13 protein-coding genes and 1 tRNA gene are annotated in these 12,987 nt (G+C 66.5%); 8 read left to right on the plus strand and 6 right to left on the minus strand.

Annotated elements, in window-relative coordinates:
* Positions 1–161 precede the first annotated feature (161 nt).
* Entirely contained in the window at positions 162–2,858 is a 2,697-nt protein-coding gene (gene acnA / locus E4P09_RS22525; protein WP_137391883.1) for an aconitate hydratase AcnA, read from the minus strand.
* A 309-nt stretch (positions 2,859–3,167) separates the two neighbouring features.
* On the opposite strand from acnA, the gene ccmA reads away from it, so the two are divergent.
* The 5 genes from ccmA to E4P09_RS22550 are packed head-to-tail and all read left to right on the plus strand — an operon-like array spanning position 3,168 to position 6,127.
* Positions 3,168–3,779 (plus strand): heme ABC exporter ATP-binding protein CcmA, encoded by a 612-nt coding sequence (gene ccmA, locus E4P09_RS22530; RefSeq protein WP_137391884.1) that lies wholly within the window; start codon positions 3,168–3,170, stop codon positions 3,777–3,779.
* Positions 3,776–4,444 (plus strand): heme exporter protein CcmB, encoded by a 669-nt coding sequence (gene ccmB / locus E4P09_RS22535; protein ID WP_137391885.1) that lies wholly within the window; start codon positions 3,776–3,778, stop codon positions 4,442–4,444. The genes ccmA and ccmB overlap by 4 nt, the downstream gene beginning before the upstream one ends.
* 58 nt (positions 4,445–4,502) lie before the next feature.
* Positions 4,503–5,267 (plus strand): heme ABC transporter permease, encoded by a 765-nt coding sequence (locus E4P09_RS22540; RefSeq protein ID WP_137391886.1) that lies wholly within the window; start codon positions 4,503–4,505, stop codon positions 5,265–5,267.
* A gap of 27 nt (positions 5,268–5,294) precedes the next feature.
* Positions 5,295–5,480 carry a heme exporter protein CcmD gene (ccmD, locus tag E4P09_RS22545; RefSeq protein WP_137391887.1) on the plus strand — a complete coding sequence of 62 codons (186 nt, stop codon included), beginning with the start codon at positions 5,295–5,297 and terminating at the stop codon, positions 5,478–5,480.
* Between the two features lie 2 nt (positions 5,481–5,482).
* Positions 5,483–6,127: a DsbE family thiol:disulfide interchange protein gene (locus E4P09_RS22550; RefSeq protein ID WP_239025318.1), complete on the plus strand. Its 645-nt coding sequence runs from the start codon at positions 5,483–5,485 to the stop codon at positions 6,125–6,127.
* A gap of 16 nt (positions 6,128–6,143) precedes the next feature.
* Here the strand turns inward: E4P09_RS22550 and E4P09_RS22555 are convergent, their stop codons facing one another.
* From E4P09_RS22555 to E4P09_RS22570, 4 genes are read right to left on the minus strand one after another with little or no spacing between them, the layout of a single operon-like run.
* Positions 6,144–7,058 carry a metal ABC transporter permease gene (locus tag E4P09_RS22555; RefSeq protein WP_137391888.1) on the minus strand — a complete coding sequence of 305 codons (915 nt, stop codon included), beginning with the start codon at positions 7,056–7,058 and terminating at the stop codon, positions 6,144–6,146.
* Positions 7,059–7,061: 3 nt separating this feature from the next.
* Positions 7,062–8,264: a metal ABC transporter permease gene (locus tag E4P09_RS22560; protein ID WP_137391889.1), complete on the minus strand. Its 1,203-nt coding sequence runs from the start codon at positions 8,262–8,264 to the stop codon at positions 7,062–7,064.
* Between the two features lie 13 nt (positions 8,265–8,277).
* Positions 8,278–9,132, minus strand: a complete 855-nt coding sequence (locus E4P09_RS22565; RefSeq protein WP_239025319.1) for a metal ABC transporter ATP-binding protein — start codon at positions 9,130–9,132, stop codon at positions 8,278–8,280.
* Between the two features lie 17 nt (positions 9,133–9,149).
* A complete protein-coding gene (locus E4P09_RS22570; protein WP_137391890.1) occupies positions 9,150–10,142 on the minus strand; it encodes a metal ABC transporter solute-binding protein, Zn/Mn family in 993 nt (330 codons plus the stop codon).
* Positions 10,143–10,430: 288 nt separating this feature from the next.
* Between E4P09_RS22570 and blaOXA the strand changes: the two genes are divergently transcribed.
* Entirely contained in the window at positions 10,431–11,255 is an 825-nt protein-coding gene (gene blaOXA, locus E4P09_RS22575; protein ID WP_137391891.1) for a class D beta-lactamase, read from the plus strand.
* A gap of 99 nt (positions 11,256–11,354) precedes the next feature.
* A tRNA-Leu gene (locus E4P09_RS22580) sits at positions 11,355–11,441 on the plus strand.
* 67 nt (positions 11,442–11,508) lie between these two features.
* On the opposite strand, the gene E4P09_RS22585 is transcribed toward E4P09_RS22580, so the two are convergent.
* Positions 11,509–11,877, minus strand: a complete 369-nt coding sequence (locus tag E4P09_RS22585; RefSeq protein WP_137391892.1) for a DsrE family protein — start codon at positions 11,875–11,877, stop codon at positions 11,509–11,511.
* A 70-nt stretch (positions 11,878–11,947) separates the two neighbouring features.
* On the opposite strand from E4P09_RS22585, the gene E4P09_RS22590 reads away from it, so the two are divergent.
* Positions 11,948–12,952, plus strand: coding sequence for an AraC family transcriptional regulator (locus tag E4P09_RS22590; RefSeq protein WP_137391921.1), 1,005 nt, complete (start codon positions 11,948–11,950; stop codon positions 12,950–12,952).
* Positions 12,953–12,987: the final 35 nt, after the last annotated feature.

The raw sequence follows: 12,987 nt of genomic DNA on the forward strand, positions 1-12,987 counted from the left end.
GGATCTGAAGCGGGCTGTGGCACGTGAGGACATGCGCGCAAACTAGGCCCGGACAGAGGTCATGGCGAGTAACGAAGGGGTGAGTCGCACAGCTTTCATCGAAGGGTCTGACAGGGAGGTCGCCGCGCCTCGGGCGCCCCTCCCCGCCGGTTCTCGACAGGTCACGCGGCGCGCGCCAGGTTGCGCAGCACGTAGTGGAGAATGCCGCCGCTCTTGAAGTAGTCGAGCTCGTCTACGGTATCGATCCGGCAGAGCAGCGGAACGATGCGGCCGGCGCCATCGGCATAGGCGATCTGCGCCTCAACCGTGCAGCGCGGCTGCAGCCGATCGAGCCCGAGGATGGTGACGGTCTCGTCGCCCCTGAGGCCGAGCTGCTGCCAGCTGTTGCCCTCCTCGAACTGCAGAGGCAGCACGCCCATGCCCACCAGGTTGGAACGGTGGATGCGCTCGAAGGACTCGGCGATCACCGCACGCACGCCGAGGAGCCGGGTGCCCTTGGCCGCCCAGTCGCGGCTCGAGCCGGTGCCGTATTCCTTGCCGGCGAAGATGACCAGCGGAACATCTTCAGCCTGATATTTCATCGCCGCGTCGTAGATCGGCATGCGCTCGCCCGAGGGGTAGTGCACGGTGATGCCGCCCTCGACCCCCGGCACCATCTGGTTCTTGATGCGGATATTGGCGAAGGTGCCGCGCATCATCACCTCATGGTTGCCGCGCCGGGCGCCATAGGAGTTGAAGTCGAGCACGTCGACCCCGTGCTCGATGAGATATTTGCCGGCCGGGCTGTCCTTCTTGATGGAGCCGGCCGGCGAGATGTGGTCGGTGGTGATCGAGTCCAGGAACAGGCCGAGGATGCGGGCGCCCTTCACGTCCTCCACCGGGGTGGGGGTCGCGCTCATGCCGACGAAATAAGGCGGGTTCTGCACATAGGTGGAATTCGGGTCCCAGTCATAGGTGAGGCCGCCGGCCACCTTGATCTCCTGCCAGGACTGGTCGCCCTTGAACACGTCGCGGTAGCGCTGCTGGAACATTTCGCGGGTGACGGAGGCGCGCACCGTGTCGGCCACCTCCTTGCTGGACGGCCAGATATCACGGAGATAGACCGGCTTGCCGTCATGGCCGGTGCCGAGCGGCTCGGTCGCCAGGTCGAGCTGCATGGTGCCGGCGAGCGCATAGGCCACCACCAGGGGCGGCGAGGCAAGATAGTTGGCGCGCACGTCGGGATTGATGCGGCCCTCGAAGTTGCGGTTGCCGGAGAGAACCGAGACCGCCACCAGGTCGTTGCTGCGGATGGCTTCGGAGATGGCGTCCGGCAGCGGGCCGGAATTGCCGATGCAGGTGGTGCAGCCATAGCCCACGAGGGCGAAGCCGAGGGCGTCCAGGTCTTTATCCAGGCCGGCGCGGGCCAGATATTCGGTCACCACCTGGCTGCCGGGGGCAAGGGAGGTCTTGACCCAGGGCTTGACCTTGAGCCCCTTGGCCACCGCGTTACGCGCGAGCAGGCCGGCACCGAGCATGACGGACGGGTTCGACGTGTTGGTGCAGGAGGTGATGGCGGCGATCACCACGTCGCCATGGCCGAGGTCGAAATTGGTGCCATCAACCTTATAGCGCTTGCCCTGGTCGCCGGCCTTGCCGAACTCCTTCTCGAGCACGGCCTTGAAATTGGCCGCGGCGCTGGCGAGCTCCACCTTGTCCTGCGGCCGCTTGGGGCCGGCAAGGCTCGGCACCACGTCGCCCAAGTCGAGTTCCAAGGTGTCGGTGAAGACCGGATCCGGAGTATCTGCGGTGCGATACATGCCCTGGGCACGGGCATAGGCCTCGACCAGCGCGATGGTCTCCTCCGGGCGGCCGGTGGCATGCAGGTATTTGACGGTATCGTCGTCGATGGGGAAGAAACCGCAGGTTGCCCCATATTCCGGCGCCATGTTGCCGATGGTCGCCTGGTCCTCGAGCGACAGAAGGCCGAGCCCGGGGCCGTAGAACTCGACGAACTTGCCGACCACGCCCTTCCTGCGCAGCATCTGGGTGACGGTGAGCACGAGATCGGTGGCCGTCACGCCCTCTGTCAGCTGGCCGGTGAGCTTGAAGCCGACCACCTCGGGGATGAGCATGGAGATCGGCTGGCCGAGCATGGCGGCCTCCGCCTCGATACCGCCCACACCCCAGCCGAGGACGGAGAGACCGTTCACCATGGTGGTGTGGCTGTCGGTTCCCACCAGCGTGTCGGGATAGGCGATCTCGGCATCGCCTTCCCGCTTGGTCCAGACCGTGCGGGCGAGATATTCCAGGTTGACCTGATGGCAGATGCCGGTGCCCGGCGGCACCACGCGGAAATTGGCAAAGGCGCTCTGGCCCCATTTCAGGAAGGTATACCGCTCGCCGTTGCGCTCGTATTCCTTCTCGACATTGAGCTTGAAGGCATCGGAATTGGCGAAGAAGTCGACCATGACCGAGTGGTCGATGACCAGGTCGACCGGGGCCAGCGGGTTGATCTTCTCCGGATCGCTGCCCAGCTGCTTCATGGCATCGCGCATGGCGGCGAGGTCGACCACCGCCGGGACGCCAGTGAAATCCTGCATCAGCACCCGGGCCGGGCGGAACGCGATCTCGCGGTCGCTCCGGCGCGTCTTCAGCCAGTCGGCCATGGCGAGGATGTCGTCGCGGGTGACCGTGCGCCCGTCCTCGTGCCGCAGCAGGTTCTCCAGCAGCACCTTGAGCGAGAACGGCAGCCGGGAGACGCCGGCCAGCCCGTTCTTCTCGGCCTCCGGCAAGCTGAAATAGTCGTAGCTTCGCGTTCCGACCTTGAGCTGGCGGCGGCATTTGAAACTATCGAGCGAACGGGTTGCGATGGTCATTGCGGTCCTCTGGGGAAGTGCCGAACTCAGCGCCTTCTTAGGGCGAAGCCAAGCGATTCCGCGCAATAGCGGGGATGGCGGTCTGGTCGCATCACCCGGCAACGGCCTGGCCCCATGGAGCGGCAGCCTGCCGAAGGCCGGCGCGGTGCCGAGTGATGGCCGGTTCTATAGACTCTTTCCAAACAGGTTGAAAGTGGTCGAAGGGAGGACAGTCCCATTCCCGGGCAAGGACGACGGGCAAGGCCGTCACGGCCCCCTATGCGCCGGCCGTGCACTCCTGTAGAGGAGAGCCGATGACGGGACATCGCCATGACCAGCCTGACCGGTGACAACCTGGCCTGCGACCGGGGCGGCCGGCGCGTGTTCTCCGGCCTTTCCTTCCAGGTGAGCAGCGGCGAGGGCCTGCTGATCACGGGCCCGAACGGCACCGGCAAGACCACCCTGCTGCGCGCGGTCTGCGGCCTTTCCGAGCTCAGCGCCGGCCGCTTGTGGCTGGAGGGTCAGCAGGATGACCTCGCGATCGGCCAGCGGTGCCACCTGGTTGCCCATGCGGATGCCATCAAGCCAGCCTTCTCCGTGGCCGAGAATCTTGCCTTCTGGGCGGCATTCAATGCCGGCGGCGACGTCGCGGCAGCGCTTGCCGCCTTCGATCTCGTGCCGCTTGCCGGCTATTCCGCCGGCCTTCTGTCGGCCGGTCAACGGCGGCGGCTCGCCCTGTCGCGGCTGGTGCTGACCCCAAGACCGATCTGGCTCCTGGACGAGCCGACAGTGGGACTCGATGCAACCTCACTGGCCCTGCTGACGGAACTGATCGCAACCCACCTGCGCGGCGGGGGCATCGCCATCGTCGCGTCGCATACGCCACTGGACGTGAGCTTGCACCATCACCTCGACATGAGCAGGTTCAGCGCCGAGCCATGAGCGTGTTCGCCGCCATTGTCATGCGCGACATTCGCCTTGCCTTGCGCCAGAGCGGCGGGGCGGGCACGGCCATCGGCTTCTTCCTCGCGGTGCTCGTCCTCATGCCGCTGGGCGTCGGACCGGATCTTGCGCTGCTGCAGCGAATCGCGCCTGGCACCTTATGGATCGCATTGCTGCTTTCGGTGCTGCTGTCGGCGGACCGGATCTTTCAGGCGGATTTCGAGGACGGGTCGCTCGAACTCATGAGCCTGGGGCTCATCCCGCTGGAGCTGACCGCTCTGGCCAAGGCGCTGGCGCACTGGCTCACCACGGCCCTGCCCCTGGCCGTCGCGGCGCCGGCTCTGGGCGTACTTCTCAACCTGTCGCCGCAGCTGGTGCTGCCGCTGTGGGCGGCCATGCTCGCCGCCTCGCTCGCACTGAGTCTGCTGGCGAGCGTGGGGGCCGCCCTTACGGTGGGCCTGCGGCGCGGCGGCATAATCATTTCACTTCTGGTGCTGCCGCTCTATATTCCCGTTTTGATTTTCGGCATCTCGGCGAGTCTCGGGATGCCGGCGGACGGCGCCCTCTTCGGCGCGTCCATGCTGATCCTGGTGGCGATAACCCTGGCGTGCGTCGTGCTTTGCCCTGTCGCGGCAGCGGCGGCGCTGCGGGTGCACCTGAAATAGGCGTGAGGCGCGCCTGGGTCGCATTGCGAAGCGGCGCCTTAAAGGCTAGAGCGAGCCCATGCAGCGGTTTGCCAACCCGACCCTGTTCTCGAAGCTCGGCGCAGCGGTGCTCCCGTGGACGGCGGCCGCGGCGGTGCTGCTGCTGGCCATCGGCCTGGTGTGGGGCCTCGTCTTCTCGCCGGCCGACTACCAGCAGGGCGAGACGGTGCGCATCATGTATGTGCACGTGCCGGCGGCGTGGATGGCCATGTTCATCTATACAGCCATGGCGGTGGCAAGCGCGGTGGCCATCATCTGGCGCCACCCGCTGGCGGATGTGGCAGCCAAGTGCTCCGCGCCGATCGGTGCCTGCTTCACCTTCCTGGCGCTGGCCACGGGCGCGCTGTGGGGCAAGCCCATGTGGGGAGCCTGGTGGGTGTGGGACGCGCGGCTTACGTCGGTGTTCGTGCTGTTTCTGCTCTATCTCGGCTATATCGCCATCTGGCAGCTGATCGAGCAGCCGCAGCGGGCGGCCCGCATCGCCGCCATCGTGGCCCTGGTCGGGTTCGTGAACGTGCCGATCGTGAAATTCTCGGTCGATTGGTGGAATTCGTTGCACCAGCCGGCCAGCGTGTTCAAAATGGACGGGCCGGCGATCGATCCGTCGATGCTGTGGCCGTTGCTGGTGATGGGGGCGGCCTATCTGTTTCTGTATGTGACGCTGCTTCTGATCAGTATGCGGACCGAGATCGTGTCCCGGCGTATCCAAAGCTTGGAGCTCGCGGCGGTGCGTGGCCAAGCCCGCGGCAGGGTGGGACCGGCAGCGCAATCGCAGCGCGCCTGACAGCGGCGTGGGCTGGGGAGACCGCGAATGTCGTTCGAGGCACCACATGTAGGCTACGTGATCGCGGCCTATCTCATCAGCGCGGTCGTGCTGATGCTCCTCGTCATCGGTATCGCCTCCGCCTCCCGCCGCAGGCGCCGTGAGCTGGCGCTGCTCGAGGCAAGCAGCGCGCGGCGGACGCAGGCGACCGGCAAAGACTTGGAAGAGATGTAGAGATGGACGGCAACATGCCTGTTTCGGAACTGACGAAGGACGGGAGCGGCGCGCGTTCCGCTTCGGCCTCCAGTCGGCCGCCGCGGCGCGGCGCCATCTGGGCCCTCGTGCCCGCGATCGTCTTCGCGCTGCTCGCCCTGGCCCTGTTCGTCCGGCTGCAAGGGGATGATCCCTCGAAGGTTCCATCGCCGCTGGTGGGACGGCCGGTGCCGGATTTCGCGCTGCCGGGCCTTGCCGGGCTGAAGAGCGAAGGCACACCGGTGCCGGGCTTCGCTGCCAGCGATCTCGCCAAGGGCGAGGTGAGCCTGGTGAACGTGTGGGCGTCGTGGTGCGTGCCGTGCCGGGAGGAGCATCCGCTCCTCATGCAAATCGCCGCCCAGCAGGCGGTGAAGCTCTACGGCATCAACTACAAGGACGAGCAGGAGAATGCGCGCCGATTCCTGGGGCTGCTCGGCAATCCCTATCACGCGGTCGGCGTCGATGCGCAGGGGAAGACCGCCATCGAGCTGGGCTTCTACGGCGTGCCGGAAACCTTCGTGGTCAATGGCAAGGGGGTGATCACCTACAAGTGGATCGGCCCGATGACGCCGGAGGTGATCGAGAAGCAAATCATTCCCGCGATCACCGCGGCGCGGAAGGCCAGCTGATCGAGGCCGCGCGCGTTCAAGCCCCGACCCGGGCGCGGCGCGGGCCAAACAGGCAGGCGGCCAAGAGGACGAGGCCGGAGGTGACCGCGATCATGCCGGCGGCGCTGACGCTGGCGGAAAACCCGAGCCATAATGGCGCGAACGCCGCCAGCACATAGCCGGTGACAGCCGACAGCACCGCGAAGGCCGCGCTCCAGGCCAGCTGCGCCGGCAGCCGGTCGGTCATCAGCCGCGCGGCTCCGGCGGGACATATGAACATGGCAATGACGATGATGGCGCCCACCGCGTCGAAGGACATCACCGCCACGGCCGCCACCATGACGATCAGAGCCGATCCGGTGAGGCCCGGACGTGCGCCGATGGTTTCCCCAAAGGCATGGTCGAAGGTGGAAATGAACAGCTCTTTCCAGAACGAGAGGATGAACAGCAGCACCGCGAGCAGGATGAGGCCCAGGCGAAGCACTTGCGGCGGCAGGCCGGCAAGGGCCGCGGGATCGACCAGCGAGTGCCAACCCTGGGCATCGAACCACACGAGGCTTTCCAGATTGCCGTAAAGCGCATGCTCAACATCGAGATGAACCGACCGGGCACCCGCCTGCTCCAGCAGGAACACGCCCAGGGCGAACAGGGCGGTGAACACGACGCCCATGGCGGCGCCGGGCTCGACGCGCCCCAAGCGGCGGATGAGCTCGATGAGCATGACGGAGAGAACGGCCGATACGGCGGCGCCCGCCAGCATGTAGCCGGCCGCCACGCTGCCGGTGAGGATGAAGGCGCCGACGATGCCGAGCAGGACGACGTGGCTCACCGCATCGCCGATCAGGGCCTGCCGGCGCAGGATGAGGAAGTTGCCGAGCAAGGCGCAGGCGAGCGAGACCAGCACGCCGACCAGCAGCGGCACCAGGTTGAGCATGACGAATTCGGCACCCATGGCTCAGGCTCCCTTCGGCGCGAGCCGCGCCTCGAGATCCGCCACCATGTCGGGCGGCAGCGCCTGGCCAATGGGGATCAAGCCCTGGTATTCGACATTGGCGGCCTCGGCCGGGAACAGCCGGCGATAGAGATCCCACAACGCTTCGTCGCGCACGGCCGCAGCGGCGGCGGCCCGGCCCTCCAGCGAAGGCACGCCATCGCCCCTGACATATCCGGCGCGCCGCAGCACCCGCATGGTCAGCGGATCATAGATGGGCTCGCCGCGGGCGAGCGCGAGCAACCCCTGGCGCTCGTGCACCCGCTTGCGCAGGAGGAAGCGGGCATAGGAGCCGGCCATCACGCCGCGCACCGGCGAGAAGATCAGCGAGAGAAGAAACAGCGCGAAGGCGAGCAGCACGATCAGCGCACCGGTGGGCAAGCCTTCGCCGAGGGCGGAGATGACGGCGCCGCCGTAAGCGGCAGCCGCGCCGAGCGATGCGGCAATGACCACCATGCGGTCCGGCCGGTTGGTCCAGAACCGCGCAGCCACCGGCGGGATGATGGTCAGCGCCACGATCAGGACAAGACCGGCCACCTTGAGACCGATGACGGTGACCGCCAGCACGAGCCCCATCATGGCCAAATCGACGGCGCGCACATTGATGCCGCGCGTTGCTGCATAGTCCTGGTCGAAGCAGACCAGCGTGAACGGCCGGCGCAGGAGGAACACGGCCAGGCCGGTGATCGCGGCGGCCACGGCGATCGTCTCCGCCTCGCTGCGCAGCATGCCGGCGGTCGAGCCCAGGAGAAACCCGGAAAGCCCTGCCTGACCGCCCGTATTGAGGGACTGGATGACGGTGAGCAGGACGACGCCGAGACCGAAGAAGACGGACAGGACGGCCCCGATCGCCACATCTTCGGTGAGACGGGTGCGCCGCGTGATCCACACGACCGCGAGCAGGCCAAGGCCCGCGCTCAGCGCCGCGCCGACGAGCAGGCCGGGCATCCACCGCCCGTCGCCCGCCGCCAGGGCCATGACCAGGAAGGCGAGGCCCAGCCCCGGCAAGGTCGCATGCGAGATGGCATCGGTCACCAGCGAGCGCTTGCGCAAGAGCACGAAGGTGCCGATGGCGCCGGCGCTCGCGCCCAGAAGCGCGGCGCCGATGCTTACCAGGGCCGTGTTGTAGCCGGCCTGCAGCAGCAATGCGGAGAGCAGCGCATCCATCGTGTGCTCTCCCTCACGGGCGAGGCGGGCTGGTGCCCGCTGCCGGATCTATGGTCTGGATCTGCGTTGTGGCGAGCTTGCCGCCATAGGTCTTCTGCAGGTTCTCCGGCGTGAAGGTGGTGGAGACCGGCCCATCGGCAATCTTGCTGCCGTTGATCAGCAGCACATGATCGAAATAGGCGGGCACGGTCGCGAGGTCGTGGTGCACGCAGATGATGGTCTTGCCCTTCGCGTTCAGCTCCTTCAGCACGCCAATGATGGCACGCTCGGTGGCGGCGTCCACGCCGGCGAAGGGCTCGTCCATGATGTAGAGATCTGCCTCCTGGGCGAGGGCGCGCGCCAGAAACACGCGCTGCTGCTGCCCGCCGGACAGCTGCCCGATCTGCCGCTTCGCAAGGCCACCCATGCCGACCCGCTCCAGGCAGTCGAGCGCGATGCGCTTATGGCGGGCTCCGGCGAAACGGAACGGCCCGATGTCGCGGTAGAGGCCCATCAGCACCACGTCGAGGACGGTGGCAGGGAAGTCCCAATCGACACTGGCGCGCTGCGGCATGTAGGCGATGCGCTGCCGCGCCTTCTCGTAAGGCTGGCCGAACACCGTCACCTCGCCGGAGATGCGCGGCACGATGCCGAGCGCGGCCTTGATCAGGGTGGACTTGCCGGCGCCGTTCGGGCCGACGACGGCCACCATGGCGCCGGGCGGCGCCACGAAATCGATGGAGAACAGCACGGGCTTGGTGCCGTAGCCGACCGTGAGACCGGCGATGGCCAAGGGGCTGTCCGGGTGGTGCTGCCCCAGGGTGCGCCCGTGTTCCGCCACCAGATGGGGCGCAAACAGACCAGCGGAGCTCATAAGGGAGGGTTTCATGATGGGGCTCCGATCCGTTACAGCGCCGCCAGCTTGTCATTGAGGCCGCGCGCGGGCGCATCACCCCCAAGCGCCCGGGTGATGGTGGTGACGTTGTGATCGATCATGCCGATATAGGTTCCCTCGTAGGTGCCGGGCTTGCCCATGGCATCGGAGAACAAGGTGCCGCCGATGGTGACGGCATGGCCCTTGGCCGCCGCCCCTTCGATGAGGGCGCGAACATTACGGTCGGAGACGGACGTCTCGACGAAGATGGCGCCTATCTTCCGCTCGACCAGGACGTCAACGAGATGCTCGATCTGCTTGAGGCCGGCCTCGCTCTCGGTGGAGATGCCCTGGATGCCGAGGACCTCGTAACCATAGGCGCGGCCGAAGTAGTGAAAGGCGTCATGGGCGGTCACCAGCACGCGGGAGGATTGCGGCACGGTGGCAAGCCCGTTGCGGGCATAGGCATCGAGCGCGTCGATCTCGGCCAAGTGGCGCTCGGCATTGGCAGCGAAGTCGGCCTTGCCTTCCGGCCGCAACTCCGTCAGCGCGTCGCGCGCGGCAACAACCACGCCCTTCCAGAGGTTGGGATCCATCCACACATGGGGATCGAACTGGTCGGGATAGGCGGGGTCGCGGATGAGCTGGTCCTCAGGCAGGGCATCGGCCAGGGCAAATACCGGCCGGCGCGCGCCGAGCTGCTCGAGAAAGCCGATGAGCTGAGCCTCGAGCCGCAGCCCGTGCCAGAATACCGCGTCGGCCCGGCTCATGGCGGCGATGTCCGAGCTCGTCTGGCGGTAAAGGTGCGGGTCGACACCAGGCCCCATCAAAGCCTGGACCTGAACATGGCTGCCGCCGACCTGGCGCACCGCATCGGCGATCATGCTGGTGGTGGCGACAAGCTGCAGGGGCTTGCCGGTCTCGGCGTGTGCTCGATCGGAAAGGACGGCCGGGGCCGCGGCGCTCAGCAGAAGCGCTGCCATGCTGCCGGTGAGCAGCGAACGTCTTGCCCTCGAAAAGCCCATGCGACCCGCCTTTCATTTCTTGCGAATGATTTTCATCTGCAATATAGGATCATACCGCGCGCATATGCAAGTGCAAGTTATTCTCAAGAAAAATGTTCCGAATCGGCCGTGGCTCACCGTGCGCGCGAACGGCACAGAGCGGCGGGCGTGGAGCGCCTTCATCAAAACTTCAGGCTGTTGAGGAATGGTCGGGGCCGCTTCTGCCGGGGCGGGAGAGCTGCTGCCTTTTTGCCGCCGCGATTTGCACGGAAGCACAATTCACCAAGGATTTCACGCAAGGACACGATAATGCGCGCATTGAACGGACGGGGACGTGCAGCGGCCGCCTTTGCTTTCGCGCTGGTCGCGGCATGGCTGCCCTGGAGCCGCGCCACGGCGGCCGAACGCCTGCACTGCACGGTGGTGAGCGATGCCGAGACCGGTACTGTGATCCACCGCGAAGGGGTTTGCGACCGGCGCTTCTTCCCGATGTCGACCTTCAAGGTGCCGCTGGCGCTCATGGGCTATGATGCGGGCATTCTCACAGACGAGCACAATCCCGCCTGGCCGAAGCCGGCCGACAAGCAGAACGCGCGCGGTCCCGCCGTGGTCGACCCGACGATCTGGGAGAAGCAATCGATCGTCTGGTATTCTCAGGAATTGACCAGGAGGCTGGGAGAGAAGCGGTTCGCCGGCTATGTCAACGCGCTCGACTACGGCAACAAGGACGTGTCCGGCGATCCGGGCAAGAGCAACGGTCTCACCGACGCCTGGCTCATGTCGTCGCTGGCGATTTCACCGGACGAGCAGGTTCGCCTGCTCAGGCGGCTTCTCAAACGCGAGTTGCCGGTCTCGGCTCAGGCGATCAGCAAGACCATGGCCATTATCCCGCGCTTTCCGGCGGGCGATTGGGCCGTTCACGGCAAGACCGGCTCCGGCTGGCTGAAGACCACGGCCGGTGCGACCGACAAGAACCGGCCATTGGGCTGGTTCGTGGGCTGGGCCGAGAAGGCGGGGCGCCGTATCGTGTTCGCCCGGGTGGAGGTCGGCATGCAGCCTCAGTCCAAACCGATGAGCTTTCTCGTGCGCGATTCCTTGCTCAAGGACCTGCCGGCCCTACTTGAAGGACATTGACGCCGCCGAGAATGGCGCTGGACTTCCGGGGGCGGCTCATGGCAGAAACGCCTCCAGGCCGGGGCGGCGGTTCCACGGGGCTGCGCCGAACGGCGTCTCGCGGGTGTGGCGGAACTGGTAGACGCGCTGGACTCAAAATCCAGTTCTGGTGACAGAGTGTCGGTTCGACTCCGACCACCCGCACCAAACACCGACTGTGAAGCAGGGCGATGGCTGAGGCGCCCTCACCCCGGCTTCCGCTTACGTCACGCACTCAGAACGAAAGCGTGGCAGCGCCTTCCTTGATCTGTGCATGCATCGCGCTGGCGCCAACGATGATGACGCCGTCGATCAGGTCCGCCTGCTCATAGCCCCGCGATTTCACGCAGGGCGGGCAGGCCCAGATGGTGCCGCCGCGCTTCTGGAAATCCTCGATCAGCGTGGCGAGAGGGTCGAGCGGCGCGACCTGGGTCATGCGCTGGCCGCCCTTGCGCACCAGATCGATGGCCGTGCTGGTGAGGAACACGAACACCTTGAGCCCCGCGGTGATGCCGCCATTGGCGATGGTGAAGGCCACGGATGAAAGTTCGGACTCGATGCCTTTGGTGATCAGCACGACAAGTTTGTCAGTTGACGCCTGCATAGTATTCTCCGGGTGCTAAACTGCGCATTCACAGTTTTAGGAAGGCGTGCAGCACACGTCTTTGGCCGGGATGCGAAAAGCCTTGTCCGAAAGTCCATCAGGCGCGGGCGGCGTGGCGCGGGATGACGTTCTGTCGACGCTGCTCTCGACCATCCGTCTCTCGGCCTCCCTGCAGTTCTGCTTCATGCCGAGGGGCGATTGGCAGACCGGAGCGCAGGCGATGCTGGCGAGCGCTCGGGTGGACTCCGCCGGCGCCATGCCGTTCCACATCGTGGTGGACGGCCGCTGCTGGGTGAAGATGGATACGGGATCGATCGCGCTCGAGGCGGGGGACGTATTGGCCTTTCCATTCGATGCCGGCCATCAGCTCGGCGCCGGAACGGGCGGCAGGCTGGTCGCCCCGTTGCACGACCTTCCGCCCAGGCCCTGGCGCGAAGTTCCCGTGCTTCGCTACGAGGGCGACGGCCCTCAGGTCAGGCTGATCTGCGGCTATCTGCAATGCCAGGTGCTGTGCTTTGCACCGCTCAGGCGAGCGCTGCCGGCCTTCATCCTGGTGAGGACACGCGGCGCCAATGACGGCGACTGGCTGCGCGCGACGATCCGGCAGATGGTGGCGGAGATCGACATGCCGCGCGCCGGCGGCATCTCGATGCTGCCAAGGCTTACAGAGATCATCCTGATCGAGATCCTGCGGCACCAGATCATGACGGCGGTGCCGGGCGCGGTCGGCTGGCTCGCCGCCCTCGCCGATCCGGCCTTGTCGCGGTGCCTGTCGCTGATCCATGACGACCCGCAACGGGAATGGACGTTGGACGCACTGGCTGCCGCGTCAGGCATGTCGCGCAGCGCGCTGGCGGACCGGTTCCAGATGTTTCTCGAGACTTCGCCGATGCGATACGTGCGGGAGTGGCGGCTGTATCTGGCGAGCGTGGCGCTGAGCACCACCGACCAGGCGATCGCCGCCGTGGCCTATGACGCGGGATATGCAACGGAGGCCGCCTTCAACCGCGCGTTCACGCGTGCCTTCGGCAAACCGCCCGCTGCCTGGCGCATAGCGGCGCGCGGCGCCAGCTGAGCGCCCGCGGGCGCCGCCGGGGCCCTTCCGCCGCG

This window comes from Rhodoligotrophos defluvii, assembly GCF_005281615.1.
Classification (GTDB): Bacteria; Pseudomonadota; Alphaproteobacteria; order Rhizobiales; family Im1; genus Rhodoligotrophos; species Rhodoligotrophos defluvii.

Excerpts from the sequence above, each read along its gene's own strand:
- E4P09_RS22560 (WP_137391889.1), bottom strand. The coding sequence starts at position 8,264 with ATGGATGCGCTGCTCTCCGCATTGCTGCTGCAGGCCGGCTACAACACG.
- ccmD (WP_137391887.1), top strand. The coding sequence starts at position 5,295 with ATGTCGTTCGAGGCACCACATGTAGGCTACGTGATCGCGGCCTATCTC.
- ccmA (WP_137391884.1), top strand. The coding sequence starts at position 3,168 with ATGACCAGCCTGACCGGTGACAACCTGGCCTGCGACCGGGGCGGCCGG.
- E4P09_RS22555 (WP_137391888.1), bottom strand. The coding sequence starts at position 7,058 with ATGGGTGCCGAATTCGTCATGCTCAACCTGGTGCCGCTGCTGGTCGGC.
- ccmB (WP_137391885.1), top strand. The coding sequence starts at position 3,776 with ATGAGCGTGTTCGCCGCCATTGTCATGCGCGACATTCGCCTTGCCTTG.
- blaOXA (WP_137391891.1), top strand. The coding sequence starts at position 10,431 with ATGCGCGCATTGAACGGACGGGGACGTGCAGCGGCCGCCTTTGCTTTC.
- E4P09_RS22540 (WP_137391886.1), top strand. The coding sequence starts at position 4,503 with ATGCAGCGGTTTGCCAACCCGACCCTGTTCTCGAAGCTCGGCGCAGCG.
- E4P09_RS22590 (WP_137391921.1), top strand. The coding sequence starts at position 11,948 with ATGCGAAAAGCCTTGTCCGAAAGTCCATCAGGCGCGGGCGGCGTGGCG.
- acnA (WP_137391883.1), bottom strand. The coding sequence starts at position 2,858 with ATGACCATCGCAACCCGTTCGCTCGATAGTTTCAAATGCCGCCGCCAG.
- E4P09_RS22550 (WP_239025318.1), top strand. The coding sequence starts at position 5,483 with ATGGACGGCAACATGCCTGTTTCGGAACTGACGAAGGACGGGAGCGGC.
- E4P09_RS22585 (WP_137391892.1), bottom strand. The coding sequence starts at position 11,877 with ATGCAGGCGTCAACTGACAAACTTGTCGTGCTGATCACCAAAGGCATC.
- E4P09_RS22565 (WP_239025319.1), bottom strand. The coding sequence starts at position 9,132 with ATGAAACCCTCCCTTATGAGCTCCGCTGGTCTGTTTGCGCCCCATCTG.
- E4P09_RS22570 (WP_137391890.1), bottom strand. The coding sequence starts at position 10,142 with ATGGGCTTTTCGAGGGCAAGACGTTCGCTGCTCACCGGCAGCATGGCA.